This is a genomic window from Vibrio penaeicida (genome assembly GCF_030689305.1).
Taxonomy (GTDB): domain Bacteria; phylum Pseudomonadota; class Gammaproteobacteria; order Enterobacterales; family Vibrionaceae; genus Vibrio; species Vibrio penaeicida_B.
This window is the reverse complement of sequence record NZ_JAUYVM010000003.1, coordinates 311,270-324,738: the sequence shown is the minus strand read 5'-3', so window position 1 is coordinate 324,738 and position 13,469 is coordinate 311,270. Positions and strand designations below refer to the sequence as shown.

Below are 13,469 nucleotides of genomic sequence, written 5' to 3'. Positions count from 1 at the left end.
TAGGAGAAACTGATTTTCGCCAATAGTTTGAGTGCGTTATTAAGTTGACTGACCTAGATTGAACAGCATTCTATAAAAATGAGCTCATAAGCTTGGATAGCTTTCCGTGATCCCCAGTTAGTTCTCCACCGTTACCAAGAATTATTACTTGAATGTTTTTATCTCTATTTATAAGTAACCAAGTTCTAAATCCATCATGACCACCAGCATGTGAAAAAGCATCACTTCCTTGAGGGGCAAGGATCCAACCATATCCATAATCATTTCCACCAATTAAATTAGGAGTATGGTGCTTTAACATTAATTCGAGAGTTTCACTTTGGACTACTTTCTCCTCAAGTAAAGCCGAGACGAAAATATTTAAATCATTAATTGAACTCACAATACCATTAGCACCATTGGTAAAGTTCTTTTTGCCATAAAACGTCGTATATTGTGCGAAGTTGAGTGCATCATTGGCTCTTGGCAATGTGGTTTCATCAGAGACATAGCTATTCTTCATATCTAATGGTTCAAAGAAAACTTTCTGGATATAATCCTCATAACGTGTACCTGTCACCTTAATAAAGATCTCTGCAAGTAGAAAATACCCAACGTTACTATATTCACCCCTCGACCCCGCTTCGAAAGATAATTCTGGATGAGAAAGGTAAAACTGCAACACATCGCTATTAGTCTGACCGTCAAGCCAAGTTGCCACACTAGTGTGATTATTATAATCAGGAATACCTGACTGATGTGATAGTAGATGATGAATAGTGATATGTTGCCATGAAGAAGGTAGTTCGGGGAGATACTTTAAAATCGAGTCGTTCAGTTGAATTCGTTCTTGCTCGTAAAGCTTCATGATGGCTAATGCCGTAAATGATTTGCTTATAGAAGCGATACGAAATCCCGAGTCGGCATCTATTGGAGTGTTTTCTGGTTTATTGGCTAATCCTTTCACTCCAATATATTGAATTTCTCCATTTTTAATAACAGAAATTGCTATACCTGGTCCCGAATCTGGGATAGTGATGTTTAGGTAATTATCTAATGTTTCAGAAAGAGTACTCTTTACATCGACAAAAGAACTTTCATTATTTGAACCACAGCCACTTATAGTAATTAAAATTATAAGCCCAAAAAGCTTTAGGACAGTCATAGATATAATCCTTTCTAATAAAGTTCCAACTCAATTTATTTCTATCCTTATAATCCACCACTAACTTGACACTCATGATAAATATATAGAAAACCGTAAAAACAACATTGAAGAAAATTTGAACGTTCTAGATAAGACGTACAAACGTTAATTAAGTTCAACGCCTTTAAAATAATCATATTTACTGCATTATTTATTACCAAACACAAATTATTTAGATTGCAGTACATCAGAACTCATATAAATAGCCAACCCATTGATAAGTAGTGTTATATAACTATTGGTTACCATCTAGACACCACCTTATGGGTTTTGATTATTAATGAGTGAGAACCGTGAGCGAGCGCTAAATTTTCCACTCGTTTTTCGAATATATCATTCAAATTAATGATGTTGTTACACACCTGATACAAACTGTATGGTATTCGTATAAAAAACACGAAAGAGAAACTCTAATGCCCCAAAAGAAAGTACTGGTTCTGTTTGCTCACCCGTCGCACAAACAATCAGAGGTAAACCTGCCATTGTTTCATGCAGCGCAAAGCGTGGAAGGTGTCACTACTATCGACCTATATCGCGAATACCCTCGTTTCAACATCGATATCGATAAAGAACAACAAAGACTGCGCGACCATGACGTTGTGATATTCCAATTTCCAATGTACTGGTACTCCACACCAGCCATTCTTAAAGAGTGGCAAGATTTGGTGCTCGAATACGGATTTGCGTATGGCTCGACAGGAACCGAGCTGCACGGCAAGTACTTTATGTGCGCCACTTCAGCGGGAGGAAAAGAAGAAGCCTACTGCACCGATGGCTTTAACCACTTCACCGTTGGTGAGCTATTGCAGCCCCTACAACAAATGTCTTCTTTAACAGGGATGCTATACCTTGCCCCATTTGTCTTATTTGGCTCTCGTACGGCATCTGAAGAAAACCGTATCAACAGTCACGCCGAAAAATACCAAACGCTTCTCACCGCATTGGTGGAAGACAAGCTGGATCTAGAAGCCGCCGCCTCTATGAAGAAAATCACTCAAGACCTTTCACCATTGCTTAAAGGGGATGCGTAATGACCAGCTATTTCTTACAAGCTTTTATCTACCTTGTCGCCGCCGTCATTATGGTTCCGATAGCCAAACGTCTAGGACTAGGCAGCGTATTGGGCTACTTGATTGCCGGTGTCATTATTGGTCCTATTATCGGACTAGTGGGTGAAGAAACCACCACCATTCAGCACTTTGCAGAATTCGGCGTCGTCATGATGTTGTTTCTCGTCGGTTTAGAGCTGGAACCCAAAATGCTGTGGTCGATGAAAAACCGATTAATTGGGCTCGGTGGATTGCAAGTTGGTTTAACGGCAGCGGCCGTTATGGGTATTTCATTGTGGTTGCAGCAACCCTGGACCATCTCACTGAGTATTGGCCTTGTTTTCGCACTTTCTTCTACTGCTATTGTTCTTCAAACTTTTAATGAGAAAGGGCTATCGAAAACAGAAGGGGGGCGTAATGCCTTCTCTGTATTGCTGTTCCAAGACATTGCCGTTATTCCAATGTTGGCGTTTATTCCCCTTCTTGCACTGCCGGAATTGGTAGAAAAAGCCCAAAGCGCCGCACAAGCTGCCGCCGATCACCATGAAGAAATGAGTTTGGTGGCGGGGCTGCCCGGTTGGGCTTATGGCTCTGTCATTATTGTGACCATTGTTGCACTGGTGGTAGGAGGGCATTATGCCAGCCGTCCTCTTTTCCGTTTTGTTGCCAGTTCTGGTCTACGTGAAATATTCACCGCGACAGCACTGATGCTGGTTGTGGGGATTGCAGCGCTTATGAGCTTGGTCGGGCTGTCGCCAGCACTTGGAACTTTCCTTGCAGGTGTGGTTTTAGCCAATAGTGAATTCCGCCATGAACTGGAATCGAATATCGACCCGTTTAAGGGGCTTTTACTAGGGCTCTTCTTTATCACCGTCGGAGCGGGTATTAACTTCGATATTTTGAGTAACCAATTCTTTGACATCATAGGGATGACGATTGGCATCATGTTGCTCAAAGCGTTCGTTCTACTCATTTTAAGCTTCGTGTTTGGCATTCGCGCCAGCGATAGATGGCTTTTTTCACTTAGCCTCGCACAGGCTGGGGAATTTGGGTTTGTCTTGTTGAGCTTCACAGTTCAAAGCCACGTGATCCCAACCGAGCTTGCTCAAACGCTTTCAATGGTTGTGGCTTTGTCTATGTTCCTAACACCGGGGCTGTTTATTCTGTTTGATAAAGTCATCGTGCCGAAGTACTTGGACACAGAAAACCAACGTGAAGAAGACACCATCGAAGAAACGGGGAAAGTCATCATTGCTGGTGTCGGTCGATTCGGTCAGATCGTGAATCGCCTCCTTGTGAGTAACCATGTTCAAACCGTCGTGCTGGACTGCGAAGCGTCGCAAGTCGATAACCTGCGTAAAATCAATACCAAAGCCTATTTTGGTGACGCCACTCGCCCTGACCTTCTGCATACCGCAGGTATAGAAGAAGCAAGTTTGTTAGTGGTTGCCATGGATGCACGGGAAAGTGCTGTAGAACTCGTGCAATACGTGAAACACACCTACCCACAGGTAAAAATACTTGCTCGAGCTTATGATCGAGTTCATGAATACCATCTTCGCCAAGCGGGCGCGGATTTTATTGAAAAAGAAACCTTTCATGCTGCACTGGAAGTCGGTGCAGAAGCACTGCGTTCTATTGGAATGCACCCTTTCCAAGTGGAACAGCAGAAAGCGGCGTATATCGATGTGGAACAAGAAGGCTCTGAACAGCTTTACAGAGCTTGGTTAGATGAATCCGATGGCGAGCAGCGTTTCGACAACAATTACCGCAAGTTATTTATGCAATTGGAAGAAACATTGAAAGCTTCGCTACATAGCAACAGACGCGGTACGCACGATCAAACCGAGCGGAGTTGGACGCCTCCACCCAAGGACTATTTGAAAGATTTTGAAGATTAGGGGTTATCTACCTTAACAAAATAGACAAAAGACAGGGAATTGACGTTCCCTTGTTTTTCAAGAGCAGATCTTTACCAATACCCTAGGGAGTTTTGCACGGCTTGACGGACTCCTTACATAACAATCCGTAATATAGGTACTACCAGCTTGGGAATAGCGAAGCCCATGACTTACTTAACGATAAGCGAGGTTAAGGCAATTTTCAGGCTGGTCCAATCGCAAGAATTGGTCTACTTCTGAGCAACAGTACGTTCCTAAATGCTGGCTCACTTGTAAATCTGATTCGTTTGTAAATAAGCTTATAGGAGTATTGTTATGAAGAAAGTAACTGTGTTAGCAGCAACTATGCTACTGAGTTCTACTGTATTTGCTAGTAACCAACTAAACAGTAGCGCGACTTCGATAACAACTGAAGGCTATGCCACGCAGGAGCAGGCATTAAATGCTGGATATACTCTCATGGATGAAATCAACGAAATGTCGTCAAACCAACTGACGAATAAATTACCCATTTCAGCCACCACTGTAATTTACGACAGCGTAAAAGTGAAAGATGTGGAATTGCACATCGAGGCTTTTTCTAAAAAACGCGGTGAAGTTCAGTATCGCGCCATTGTTGACGTCGACTATCAATACGAGTCCAAAGACAGCTAATCAGCACTCGTTCAATCCTAAAACATAATAAAGAAACCGGGCAACGTAACCCGGTTTCTTTAATTACAAGATGAACAGTATGGATGATAGTATCAACGTTATCGTTGCCGGCACCCCATCCTGCCAACGGTCAAACCTCAGGTGAAAAAAGATTGCACCGACCGATGTAAGAGCTAATAGCCCCGCACCACTAAGTAAAATCCAACTTTCAACGTAAAACCAAGAAGCCGCAAGTAACCCTGAGCCAGCTAATTCCACTAACCCTGTCAAAAACATTACAGCTCGATTAAGACCATATTTAACAAAAAATGCCAACTGAGTTTCAAAGATTTTTTTCTGCCAACCCAATATCTTAATTGAACTCGCAAACGTAAAAAATACTACCAAAATTACACTGATTATCACTGTCATTATCTTTACCTCTCGCTTAATAGAATCATTAAACCATTCCCATACTTACTATTAAATGCTATTTTTTGACTATCATATATTCCATACAGGAATGATAAATGGACAGGTATGAATGTATAAAAATCTTTATTAGAACCGCACACCTAGGCAGTTTTACCGCGACAGCTGATGAATTCAATCAGACACAGAGTGCCATCAGCAAAAAGATTGCTTGGCTTGAGAGTCGAATTGGTTTTACATTATTTCACCGTAACAACCGTAAAATACACATCACCGAGTCAGGGAAAATATACCTAAAACATTGCGAAAAGCTTATTGATGAAATGAATTGTATAGAGGCGCAAATTAAACAGGAGTTGAATACTGTAGCTGGTCACCTCAAAATTTCAGTACCCAGTGCGATGGCAACCAGATTATTGGCAGAGCCTTTAACCTTATTTTTAGAAAAGCATCCCTTAGTTACAGTTAACATCTCCGTCAATGACCATCAAATCGATTTGATAGAGCAAGATGTAGACATCGCTATTAGAGCTTCACACGTTAAAGACTCCAGCTATAAAGCTCGCTTACTTGGCGAAAACCCCATCACTTATTTTGCCTCTACAAACTATCTGGAAGCTGCACCGCCGATAACATCTCCAAAAGATCTGGCTAACCACAAATGTATTACTTACTCACTTATGACCCCGTCCAATACGTGGACATTTTTTGAGTCCTCAGGGGATAAAACTTCCATAAAAGTCAAAGAGTATGTGACCAGCGATAGCCCAGAATTGATGCTAAAAATGGCGTTGCTTGACCAGGGAATTACTGCCCTACCGCGTTGGATGGTAAGCGAGTACTTTGTCAACGAACAGTTGGAAGAAGTATTGAGTCATTATCAATCCAATGGATTGCCAATGTATGCGATATATAAAGCTGATGACTATCAGCCAATTCGAGTAAAGGCATTTGTCGATTTTTTGGCAGAGCACCTTCAACTAGACATTCAGAAAAGGGGAAACGCTAAATAACGTAGGACGTAGAAGCCAAGTCCAAAGGAGCAGTAATGATGAATTGAGCACCAGATTCAATATCGCTATTGCTTTCAATTTGTCCTTTGAGCAACTGCGTTACAAGGTTATAGACAATATTCGCCCCTAGCCCCGTTCCACCTTTACCTCGTTTTGTTGTCACAAATGGCTCAAATATTCGATCGTTCACTTCGCTTGAAATGCCTTTCCCAGTGTCACGATAGTCAATAACCAAATTTTCAGTATCCGATGCAATGGCGATAGATATACACCGTTCTCCCCCCCAATCATCAAACCCATGTTTCAAGCTGTTGGTAATTAAGTTTGTAAAGATTTGAACGTAGGCACTGGGGTAGCTTTCTACGCTCAAGCTGTCTTCACACTGAACCTCAATTTTCGCGTCGTGCAACTTAAGTTCGTGCGAAAGTGAAACAATCAGCTTCTCTAAATGCTCTTTAAACAAAAAGCGTTGATAGGACTGATCGGATTGATCGACGGCTACTTGCTTAAAGCTCGAAACCAACACTTCGGCTCGTTGCAAATTCGACGTTAAGATAGATACCGACTCTGAAATGTCTTGCATTGAAGCCGCAAATTTTGAACGCGTCAGCTTTCCAGAGTCAAAGTCCTTTGATAATCCTGTTATCTGATCTTCGAGAAATGAACTCGCGGTAATACTGATCCCCAGCGGCGTGTTTATTTCATGTGCAACTCCGCCCACCAAACCACCTAGCGACGCCATTTTCTCTTGCTCGACAATGCTTTTTTGCGCAGATTTTAGTTCATCCAACGTCGATTCTAATGCCGCCGTTCTATCTTGAACCATGACTTCTAAGTTTTCTTTAAAGCGGATCTCTTTCTCTAACAGCTTCTGCTTGTCATCCAAAGCTTCGGCTAATTGCTTTCTGGATTCCATCAATACATCGTAAGACTGTGTGAGCTCAGAGCACATTTTGTTTACGATGGACACCATAAAATCAATCTCATCGCCGTATTGTTTGTTTCTTTCAATCACCATTGGCGGGTTAATTTGCTTAAACTGATACCCTCTAAAATATTGGCTCATTTGATTGAGAGGATTCGTCACCAGTCGGCTCACGATGAAGATAATGAACCCTGCAACAAAGAAGGTTTTCAAACCATTCGACATCAAGATTAGAAAGCCTTTGTTTAGCAGCTTTTGGTAAACGACACTCAAATCAGACTGAATCGTCAATGTACCAATATCGATCACTTTTCCGCCAAGATATTCATGCTGCAAAACAACCGATTGTTTGACAATATGTTTGTCTAACTTGATGCCAGAACTCCAAACGTCGCCATCTTTACTTTCAATATGAACATACGTTATTTCAGGAATGCTGATGATCCCATTGACTTGCGATTCAATGAGATCACTGTTTAAAACCCATAAGCTGGTTTGCAACGCATCTTGGTAGGATGAGAAGATGTATTCCTGACTGGAATTGATGTTCTTTTTATCAATCGCATAATCCGTATACAGCTGAAAAGCCGTAATAAAGACCGTGACTAGCGAACTAAACATAACGATTCTAAATGCTAACCGTTTATTTATAGACCTAGCTCTAGGAAGCTTGGATTGTGTTGCCCCAGCCTTATCCATAAAACGCTATCTGTAGTTTTTCAACAGCTCATCAAGCTTCCCATCTTTTCTCATGCTTTCGAGATTGGATGATATAAGCTGGATGTACTCTTGATCACGGCCTACAACATAAATGGCGTTTTTGAGGGGGAATATCTCGTGGAAAACTAAGCCTTCCATATTTTTAACACCAGCGCGACGGGCATAGTAATACGCCATGCTTCTATCAAGTAGAATCACTTGAGTGCGATCTTTCATCAGCATGTCGAATTGCGACTGCTGATTTTCTATTTCTTTGTATCCTTCCCAATTCTTGAGTTCTTGATTATGAAAAGTAGTGAACGGCTCTTTTAAGTGCTGATTGGCGTTGTTAAAGCCCACTATATATTTGCCTTTAAGGTCGGAAATCCTGTCTATTTTTAACTGACTAGAGGCTTTAGAAACCGCCACATTATCGAACTCGTAAACCTTACCGTAAGAATAATCGACTCTAAAGCTAAGTGGTGTACCGATGAAGATATCAAGCTCTTCAAAAGCGTTAAGTGGATCTTGATCGAATTGTTTACTGGGGAATTCATAATTGACAACCTTGTACCCCGATCTCCCCAGCGCTTCTGTAACGAGATCCACTAGAATCCCCGAATCCCCTACAACAAAGGGCGGAATACCCACAACAAACCCAACATTAACGGGTTTTTCCTCAGCGGCACTTGCGTTTGCGAAGAAATGACAGGACATTACAAAAAAAATTACGATCCACTTTTTCATTATTCTTATCTCTCTTTTCTGGCATCGAGCTTTAACCAGCTCCATATGAGCAGTAAAGCAACTTCATACTAAAAAAGTATAGAAGCTATACAATATAGTGATCTAATTGAAGGCGATAGAAACTCAGAATGAAGCGTATCGTTTTGATTCGATGGAAAAAGAAAAGGTGAATTGGGAGGCATTACGTCAAAACATCGAAAGCCATTTGGAAGATTGGCCATTTGACCCCATCAAACGTTTTGTAATACGGCGGCTTATCCACCACTTTGAACCCTACAGATTCATAACACCTTTTCGCCGACTTATTGGAATGAAACACGGCCAATGTGATGTGTTTAGCACTGTGGCTCTGTTGTATCTCTCTTATGGCGGAGCGAACCAGTTCCTTGCCGACGCCCTGACCTCGGACATCAGGGTTTACCGCTATGCGACACAGCCTAGTTTCGTTATCCGAAATACGGTTTAGTTCAATAAATCCAACCAGTTCTCTCTTATCTATCAACACAAAAAAGGATAACGATGTCTCACATGAGCGCAGGCAAATCGCTTCAGCCGTCAGTGGCCATATGAAGACGCGTCCTCCCCATGCTAAAAACTCTTCTTTAGTCAGAAACCATTGGGAAATTGTGTTTGCGTGTTCTTGCCTGAAAGGGATCAGTTCCATCTAAAATCCTGCCGTAATCAATCATAACGTCATCGTAATTTCGAGATGCCCAGTATGCTCATCTTCTTGCTCGCTGACCACGTTAAACCCTTGCGAAACGTAAAATTGGTAACTGGCTTGATTATCTTTGTACACCGACAAAGTAAGCGATTGGCGCCGTGCTTTTGCATCCGCGATCAGCGCTTTCCCCACGCCTTTTCCCTGACAACTTGGCGCAACAAAAATGGCGGCTAGATTGTCTTCATACAACGCATAGAAACCAACAACGCCGCTCGCCTGTTCATAAACAAAGACTTCCGATGCGGGAAGATATACGTTGCGCATGTTATCTAGTTGGCTTCGCCAAAACTCTGCTTCGATAAAGTCGTGCGCCTGAATCGACGCGGTCAGCCATATGTCTAATACGGCTTCAATCTCTTGGCTTTTAACTGGTCTAATCATAGTTTTTCTTATTTTTTGCCGGATCGCTGTTTGAATTCAGCAGGGGTAATTCCCGTTGTTTTTTTAAATAATTTAGTGAAGTTACTGACGTCTAAATACCCTACGGATGCGCCAACAGCTTCAATAGTTATGTGTTCAAGTTCTATCAATTGCTTAGCGTGCTCTACCCTAAGCTGAATAATGTATTGCTTAGGCGTACAACCCGTCGCACTTTTAAATCGGCGCAACAAACTTCGCTCACTTATATGGCAGTGCTTAGCAATGCTTGAAACGGATAGCTCTTCCCGATAATGCGCATCGCAATATTGTTGCGCTTTCACAACGATGGCATCGCCATGAGTCAAATCCGGTATGAATCTTTGATAGTAAGCCTGCATTCGGCCTTTAAAATCCAGTAAACAATAATCCGCAACTTGTTTTGCTAGCTCAAAGTTGACGTATCTAGCCATAACATGCAACGCCAAATCTTGAAACGCGTACAGCCCCGCGGCTGTAACCACCTTTCCTTCATCCACCAACATCTCATGCGCGCAGACTTTAGCAATTGAAGGGTGATCTTTTTCCAACCGGTCGCACAACCGCCAATGCGTGGTGGCATATTTTCCATCAAGCAATCCTGCATTCGCTAACCAAAATACGCTGGCACAAGAAGATACGACGACAGCTCCTGCACGGTGCCAGCTTTGGATAAGTGAGATCACATTCTCCGACTGGAAATCAGGTAATTCATCAGATAAACAAGGCGGTATGAAAATGAGTCCTTTCCCATCAAGAGGTAACACACTCTCACAAGACAATTCCTGAACGATAAAAAAATCACTGCCAACATGCTTGTTGGCAATTCGAAATAAGTCTTTTAGCCCTTGCAAGGCTGAGGGCATTACTTCGGGAAACGTCAGTATATAGATATTAAGCATTTTCATAATGGCGAAATTTAACCACAAAAAGTCTATTTACGCCATTAATCATCCACCAGTCAGAGCGTACATTGTTGTTAATACTCAACGAGGATAATGACTCATGGAAAAAACAGCGTTAGTACTCATCGACATTCAAAACGATTACTTTGAAGGCGGAGCTCTGCCATTAGAAAACCCGATAGAAGCCGCCACTAAGGCGCAGCAATTACTCAATGAGTTTAGAAATGCAGAGCGCCCCATCATCCATATCCAACATTTGGCCGCAAACCCAGAATTAGGATTTATGCTACCAGACACAAAAGGGCAAGAAATTCACTCCTCAGTCGCCCCCAAGCCTCAGGAAACCGTATTGACTAAACACTACCCTAACTCTTTCTGGGAAACCGATCTTGAAAATACGCTGCGTAAATTAGGAATCGAACATGTCGTTATCGCAGGAATGATGACTCACATGTGTGTGAGCACTACTACTCGAGCTGCAATGGAACGTGGCTTCCAAACCACAGTGATTCAGGATGCGTGCGCAACAAAAGCGTTAGAGTTAGGAGGTAAAACCATTCCAGCCTATACCGTTCATGAAACGGCACTGGCGGAACTAACCTTACTTGCGAATATCAAACCTCTGGCTGCGTTTTTGTCAAAAGCATAATTTTATAAACATTGAACCGGAGCACCATTTGATGCTTCGGTTGCATGGTTACATGGGCATGATTGAATAGGTTGGCAACTACTCGGATACTCGAATGGATACACCTAACCAAGATGCCCCTTCACGCTTATTATTGCTTTCGTCCCAGCTTTCAATTCTATCCCAATGGAACAGGTGTGCTTCTAAATCCGAGTCAAACCATTCCCCCTGATGATTATTCACCACGTAATGCAACTCGGGATACGCAATAACTGAAATGAGCACACTGTCCGAAGGGGTAGAGTCATTATTGTCCAGTAGAGAAATGGGGACGCCTTGCTTTTCAATCAACTCAATTTCAATTGGAAATGCGCTGCGAATTTGTTCCAATGTCTCTTCATTTTTAAAGACAACCTCCGTCTTCAAATCACACTGGTTCAAGATACTCAGCATGGCACCAAGTGAGTTGTTCTCTGCACCGTCAACATAACTTGGGTTAGGACCTGGCGTTAAAATGCCTGTCACTTTATAGAGTTCTAGCGCTAGATCGACCAAGTTGGAACTGTCTACAATCTCCATTTTTGATCCTGTAAAGGACTTTTTCAGAGCGTCATAGCGATTCAAGGATAGAGGTGCAGTAAATGGCAACTTACCGAAAGCATAAAGTGTTGCAACAACACAGTAAGCGCCACAATATAGACTGCCTTCTGGCTGCTGCATACTTGGAAAAGAATTCATATCAATACCTTCTCTATGAGATTGCGAATGGAAAGAAAGACAAATATTGCTCCATTCGCTGAAATGCTCATACAGTATCATATGATACTTTATAAAAATGCTATATATCCCAAAAATTAGGACGACAGATTAGCGCATCTTTTCTTTTATTAACGGCTACTTACTGCGGCTTGGTTCATGACGCTCGTAGTGAGGGAGTTCTTCATTTAAGCTATCCCAATTGGCTTTTGAGGTAACAAAGTTGTGAGAGATGGGTTTTTCTTCGATATCTGAATCCAAAATCCCTAATCGGATTCGGATTTGACTTGGATTTTCGTCGTTGGAGCTGTATATCGGGGACGCACATTGTTTGCAAAAATGTCTTTTTTTACCGGGCTTTACTTCGAAGAAGCTGAGTAACTCTTTGCCTTTAGTAATTTCAAAATCACTCGTATTCACAAACCCATTGGTCGCAAATGCTGTACCGCTGGACTTTCGACACAGAGAACAGTGGCAATGAATAATGTCGGTTATTTTCCCTTGTATTGAGAGTTCGACACTGCCACACAAGCAACTTCCTTTGTACATATTACTTCCTACATAAGCTTTTGATTTTTTATATACTTTAAAGCGAATCAGTACTAAGTAATGTGACAGTAGAGAGGTTTATTGCGTTGAACGATCCTTTTTCATTTTGAAAGCTTTTGGAAATAAAGGTTATTGTTGTCACCGTAGAGTAATTGGGTGCCTTGGTGAGTAAACCCCAACTTTAAAAGCAGTTGATTAGAAGCAAGATTATTTGGCAAAGTCACAGCCAATATTTCACGGACATCGTGATTTTCCAAGCCATCTTTGAGTACAGCATTGCATGCTTCTGTACCGTAGCCTTTCCCATTGTATTCAGTAAGCAATGCGTACCCCAAATCGGGCAATTCAAGCTCATCGCGTTTCAATATGCCACACATGCCAATAGGTGTTTGAGTATCTTTTAACATAACCATACTCAAACCAAAGCCAAATTGGGCATAGCTTTGAGTGATTCGCTCTAGATAATCCTCGGCATCATCAATCGTGCGTACGTTTCTATCGCCGATATAAAGGACAAACAATGGATCATTGAGTAACTGAATAATAAATTCCGCATCCGATAATTCAAAATGTCGAATGATCAGCCTTTCTGTATGATACATTTCTTCGCTTCTCCTAGACGCTCACGCCACTTTGAAAACCCAGTTGCTGTTTGAAGAAAACCAGTAAAACAAGAACCAATCCACAGATCCACATTGCGGTAGGTATTTTTGCTTTTTCCCAATTGAGAAACGTGAACAAAACGCCCATTAAAGGGCCTAACAGCAAGCACCCAACTCCCCAAAGTTTACTTTTTCGAAACGCCTCTGTGACTATCAGCACACTTCCAAGCAGAAACAGGACAAGCCCTGAAACAGCCATTACATCAATCACAATTATTCCCTTAACCCGTCGCCATAGCTGTGCTGTTGCACTCATCATTTTTG

The 13,469-nt window shown here is 41.9% G+C and carries 16 protein-coding genes; 5 read left to right on the top strand and 11 right to left on the bottom strand.

Annotated features, from left to right (window positions below):
- Positions 1-70 precede the first annotated feature (70 nt).
- Positions 71-1,144, bottom strand: a complete 1,074-nt coding sequence (locus Q8W40_RS07420; RefSeq protein ID WP_305396561.1) for a serine hydrolase domain-containing protein — start codon at positions 1,142-1,144, stop codon at positions 71-73.
- Between the two features lie 455 nt (positions 1,145-1,599).
- Between Q8W40_RS07420 and Q8W40_RS07415 the strand changes: the two genes are divergently transcribed.
- From Q8W40_RS07415 to Q8W40_RS07405, 3 genes are all read left to right on the top strand, one after another.
- Positions 1,600-2,217: an NAD(P)H-dependent oxidoreductase gene (locus tag Q8W40_RS07415; RefSeq protein WP_305396560.1), complete on the top strand. Its 618-nt coding sequence runs from the start codon at positions 1,600-1,602 to the stop codon at positions 2,215-2,217.
- Positions 2,217-4,136, top strand: coding sequence for a monovalent cation:proton antiporter-2 (CPA2) family protein (locus Q8W40_RS07410; RefSeq protein WP_305396559.1), 1,920 nt, complete (start codon positions 2,217-2,219; stop codon positions 4,134-4,136). Before Q8W40_RS07415 ends, Q8W40_RS07410 begins: the two co-directional genes overlap by 1 nt.
- 315 nt (positions 4,137-4,451) lie before the next feature.
- Positions 4,452-4,790, top strand: a complete 339-nt coding sequence (locus Q8W40_RS07405; protein ID WP_126607627.1) for a DUF3316 domain-containing protein — start codon at positions 4,452-4,454, stop codon at positions 4,788-4,790.
- A 63-nt stretch (positions 4,791-4,853) separates the two neighbouring features.
- On the opposite strand, the gene Q8W40_RS07400 is transcribed toward Q8W40_RS07405, so the two are convergent.
- Positions 4,854-5,201, bottom strand: a complete 348-nt coding sequence (locus tag Q8W40_RS07400; protein ID WP_305396558.1) for a DoxX family protein — start codon at positions 5,199-5,201, stop codon at positions 4,854-4,856.
- A 98-nt stretch (positions 5,202-5,299) separates the two neighbouring features.
- On the opposite strand from Q8W40_RS07400, the gene Q8W40_RS07395 reads away from it, so the two are divergent.
- Positions 5,300-6,214 carry a LysR family transcriptional regulator gene (locus Q8W40_RS07395; RefSeq protein WP_305396557.1) on the top strand — a complete coding sequence of 305 codons (915 nt, stop codon included), beginning with the start codon at positions 5,300-5,302 and terminating at the stop codon, positions 6,212-6,214.
- Here the strand turns inward: Q8W40_RS07395 and Q8W40_RS07390 are convergent.
- From Q8W40_RS07390 to Q8W40_RS07370, 5 genes are all read right to left on the bottom strand, one after another.
- Positions 6,207-7,760, bottom strand: a complete 1,554-nt coding sequence (locus Q8W40_RS07390) for an ATP-binding protein (RefSeq protein ID WP_305396556.1) — start codon at positions 7,758-7,760, stop codon at positions 6,207-6,209. The genes Q8W40_RS07395 and Q8W40_RS07390 overlap by 8 nt on opposite strands.
- Before the next feature lie 84 nt (positions 7,761-7,844).
- Entirely contained in the window at positions 7,845-8,585 is a 741-nt protein-coding gene (locus Q8W40_RS07385; protein WP_305396555.1) for a substrate-binding periplasmic protein, read from the bottom strand.
- 181 nt (positions 8,586-8,766) lie between these two features.
- Positions 8,767-9,249, bottom strand: a complete 483-nt coding sequence (locus tag Q8W40_RS07380) for a GNAT family N-acetyltransferase (protein WP_305396554.1) — start codon at positions 9,247-9,249, stop codon at positions 8,767-8,769.
- 21 nt (positions 9,250-9,270) lie between these two features.
- Positions 9,271-9,690: an N-acetyltransferase gene (locus Q8W40_RS07375; protein WP_305396553.1), complete on the bottom strand. Its 420-nt coding sequence runs from the start codon at positions 9,688-9,690 to the stop codon at positions 9,271-9,273.
- A gap of 8 nt (positions 9,691-9,698) precedes the next feature.
- Positions 9,699-10,613, bottom strand: a complete 915-nt coding sequence (locus Q8W40_RS07370) for a GlxA family transcriptional regulator (protein ID WP_305396552.1) — start codon at positions 10,611-10,613, stop codon at positions 9,699-9,701.
- A 97-nt stretch (positions 10,614-10,710) separates the two neighbouring features.
- Here Q8W40_RS07370 and Q8W40_RS07365 point away from each other — a divergent pair, with 97 nt between their 5' ends.
- The gene (locus Q8W40_RS07365; RefSeq protein ID WP_305396551.1) at positions 10,711-11,259 is read left to right on the top strand and encodes a cysteine hydrolase family protein; all 549 of its coding nucleotides are present in this window, start codon (positions 10,711-10,713) and stop codon (positions 11,257-11,259) included.
- 78 nt (positions 11,260-11,337) lie between these two features.
- On the opposite strand, the gene Q8W40_RS07360 is transcribed toward Q8W40_RS07365, so the two are convergent.
- From Q8W40_RS07360 to Q8W40_RS07345, 4 genes are all read right to left on the bottom strand, one after another.
- Positions 11,338-11,976: a hypothetical protein gene (locus tag Q8W40_RS07360; RefSeq protein WP_305396550.1), complete on the bottom strand. Its 639-nt coding sequence runs from the start codon at positions 11,974-11,976 to the stop codon at positions 11,338-11,340.
- Positions 11,977-12,132: 156 nt separating this feature from the next.
- Complete coding sequence (locus Q8W40_RS07355) at positions 12,133-12,543, bottom strand: GFA family protein (RefSeq protein ID WP_305396549.1); 411 nt, start codon at positions 12,541-12,543, stop codon at positions 12,133-12,135.
- 101 nt (positions 12,544-12,644) lie between these two features.
- Positions 12,645-13,145, bottom strand: coding sequence for a GNAT family N-acetyltransferase (locus Q8W40_RS07350; RefSeq protein WP_305396548.1), 501 nt, complete (start codon positions 13,143-13,145; stop codon positions 12,645-12,647).
- A 13-nt stretch (positions 13,146-13,158) separates the two neighbouring features.
- Positions 13,159-13,416 (bottom strand): hypothetical protein, encoded by a 258-nt coding sequence (locus tag Q8W40_RS07345; RefSeq protein ID WP_305396547.1) that lies wholly within the window; start codon positions 13,414-13,416, stop codon positions 13,159-13,161.
- Positions 13,417-13,469 lie beyond the last annotated feature (53 nt).

Bases quoted from the DNA above. Each gene is read 5' to 3' on its own strand.
- Q8W40_RS07410 (WP_305396559.1), top strand. From the start codon at position 2,217: ATGACCAGCTATTTCTTACAAGCTTTTATCTACCTTGTCGCCGCCGTC.
- Q8W40_RS07380 (WP_305396554.1), bottom strand. From the start codon at position 9,249: ATGGAACTGATCCCTTTCAGGCAAGAACACGCAAACACAATTTCCCAA.
- Q8W40_RS07375 (WP_305396553.1), bottom strand. From the start codon at position 9,690: ATGATTAGACCAGTTAAAAGCCAAGAGATTGAAGCCGTATTAGACATA.
- Q8W40_RS07420 (WP_305396561.1), bottom strand. From the start codon at position 1,144: ATGACTGTCCTAAAGCTTTTTGGGCTTATAATTTTAATTACTATAAGT.
- Q8W40_RS07355 (WP_305396549.1), bottom strand. From the start codon at position 12,543: ATGTACAAAGGAAGTTGCTTGTGTGGCAGTGTCGAACTCTCAATACAA.
- Q8W40_RS07385 (WP_305396555.1), bottom strand. From the start codon at position 8,585: ATGAAAAAGTGGATCGTAATTTTTTTTGTAATGTCCTGTCATTTCTTC.
- Q8W40_RS07415 (WP_305396560.1), top strand. From the start codon at position 1,600: ATGCCCCAAAAGAAAGTACTGGTTCTGTTTGCTCACCCGTCGCACAAA.
- Q8W40_RS07405 (WP_126607627.1), top strand. From the start codon at position 4,452: ATGAAGAAAGTAACTGTGTTAGCAGCAACTATGCTACTGAGTTCTACT.
- Q8W40_RS07400 (WP_305396558.1), bottom strand. From the start codon at position 5,201: ATGACAGTGATAATCAGTGTAATTTTGGTAGTATTTTTTACGTTTGCG.
- Q8W40_RS07390 (WP_305396556.1), bottom strand. From the start codon at position 7,760: ATGTTTAGTTCGCTAGTCACGGTCTTTATTACGGCTTTTCAGCTGTAT.
- Q8W40_RS07370 (WP_305396552.1), bottom strand. From the start codon at position 10,613: ATGAAAATGCTTAATATCTATATACTGACGTTTCCCGAAGTAATGCCC.
- Q8W40_RS07365 (WP_305396551.1), top strand. From the start codon at position 10,711: ATGGAAAAAACAGCGTTAGTACTCATCGACATTCAAAACGATTACTTT.
- Q8W40_RS07395 (WP_305396557.1), top strand. From the start codon at position 5,300: ATGGACAGGTATGAATGTATAAAAATCTTTATTAGAACCGCACACCTA.
- Q8W40_RS07360 (WP_305396550.1), bottom strand. From the start codon at position 11,976: ATGAATTCTTTTCCAAGTATGCAGCAGCCAGAAGGCAGTCTATATTGT.
- Q8W40_RS07350 (WP_305396548.1), bottom strand. From the start codon at position 13,145: ATGTATCATACAGAAAGGCTGATCATTCGACATTTTGAATTATCGGAT.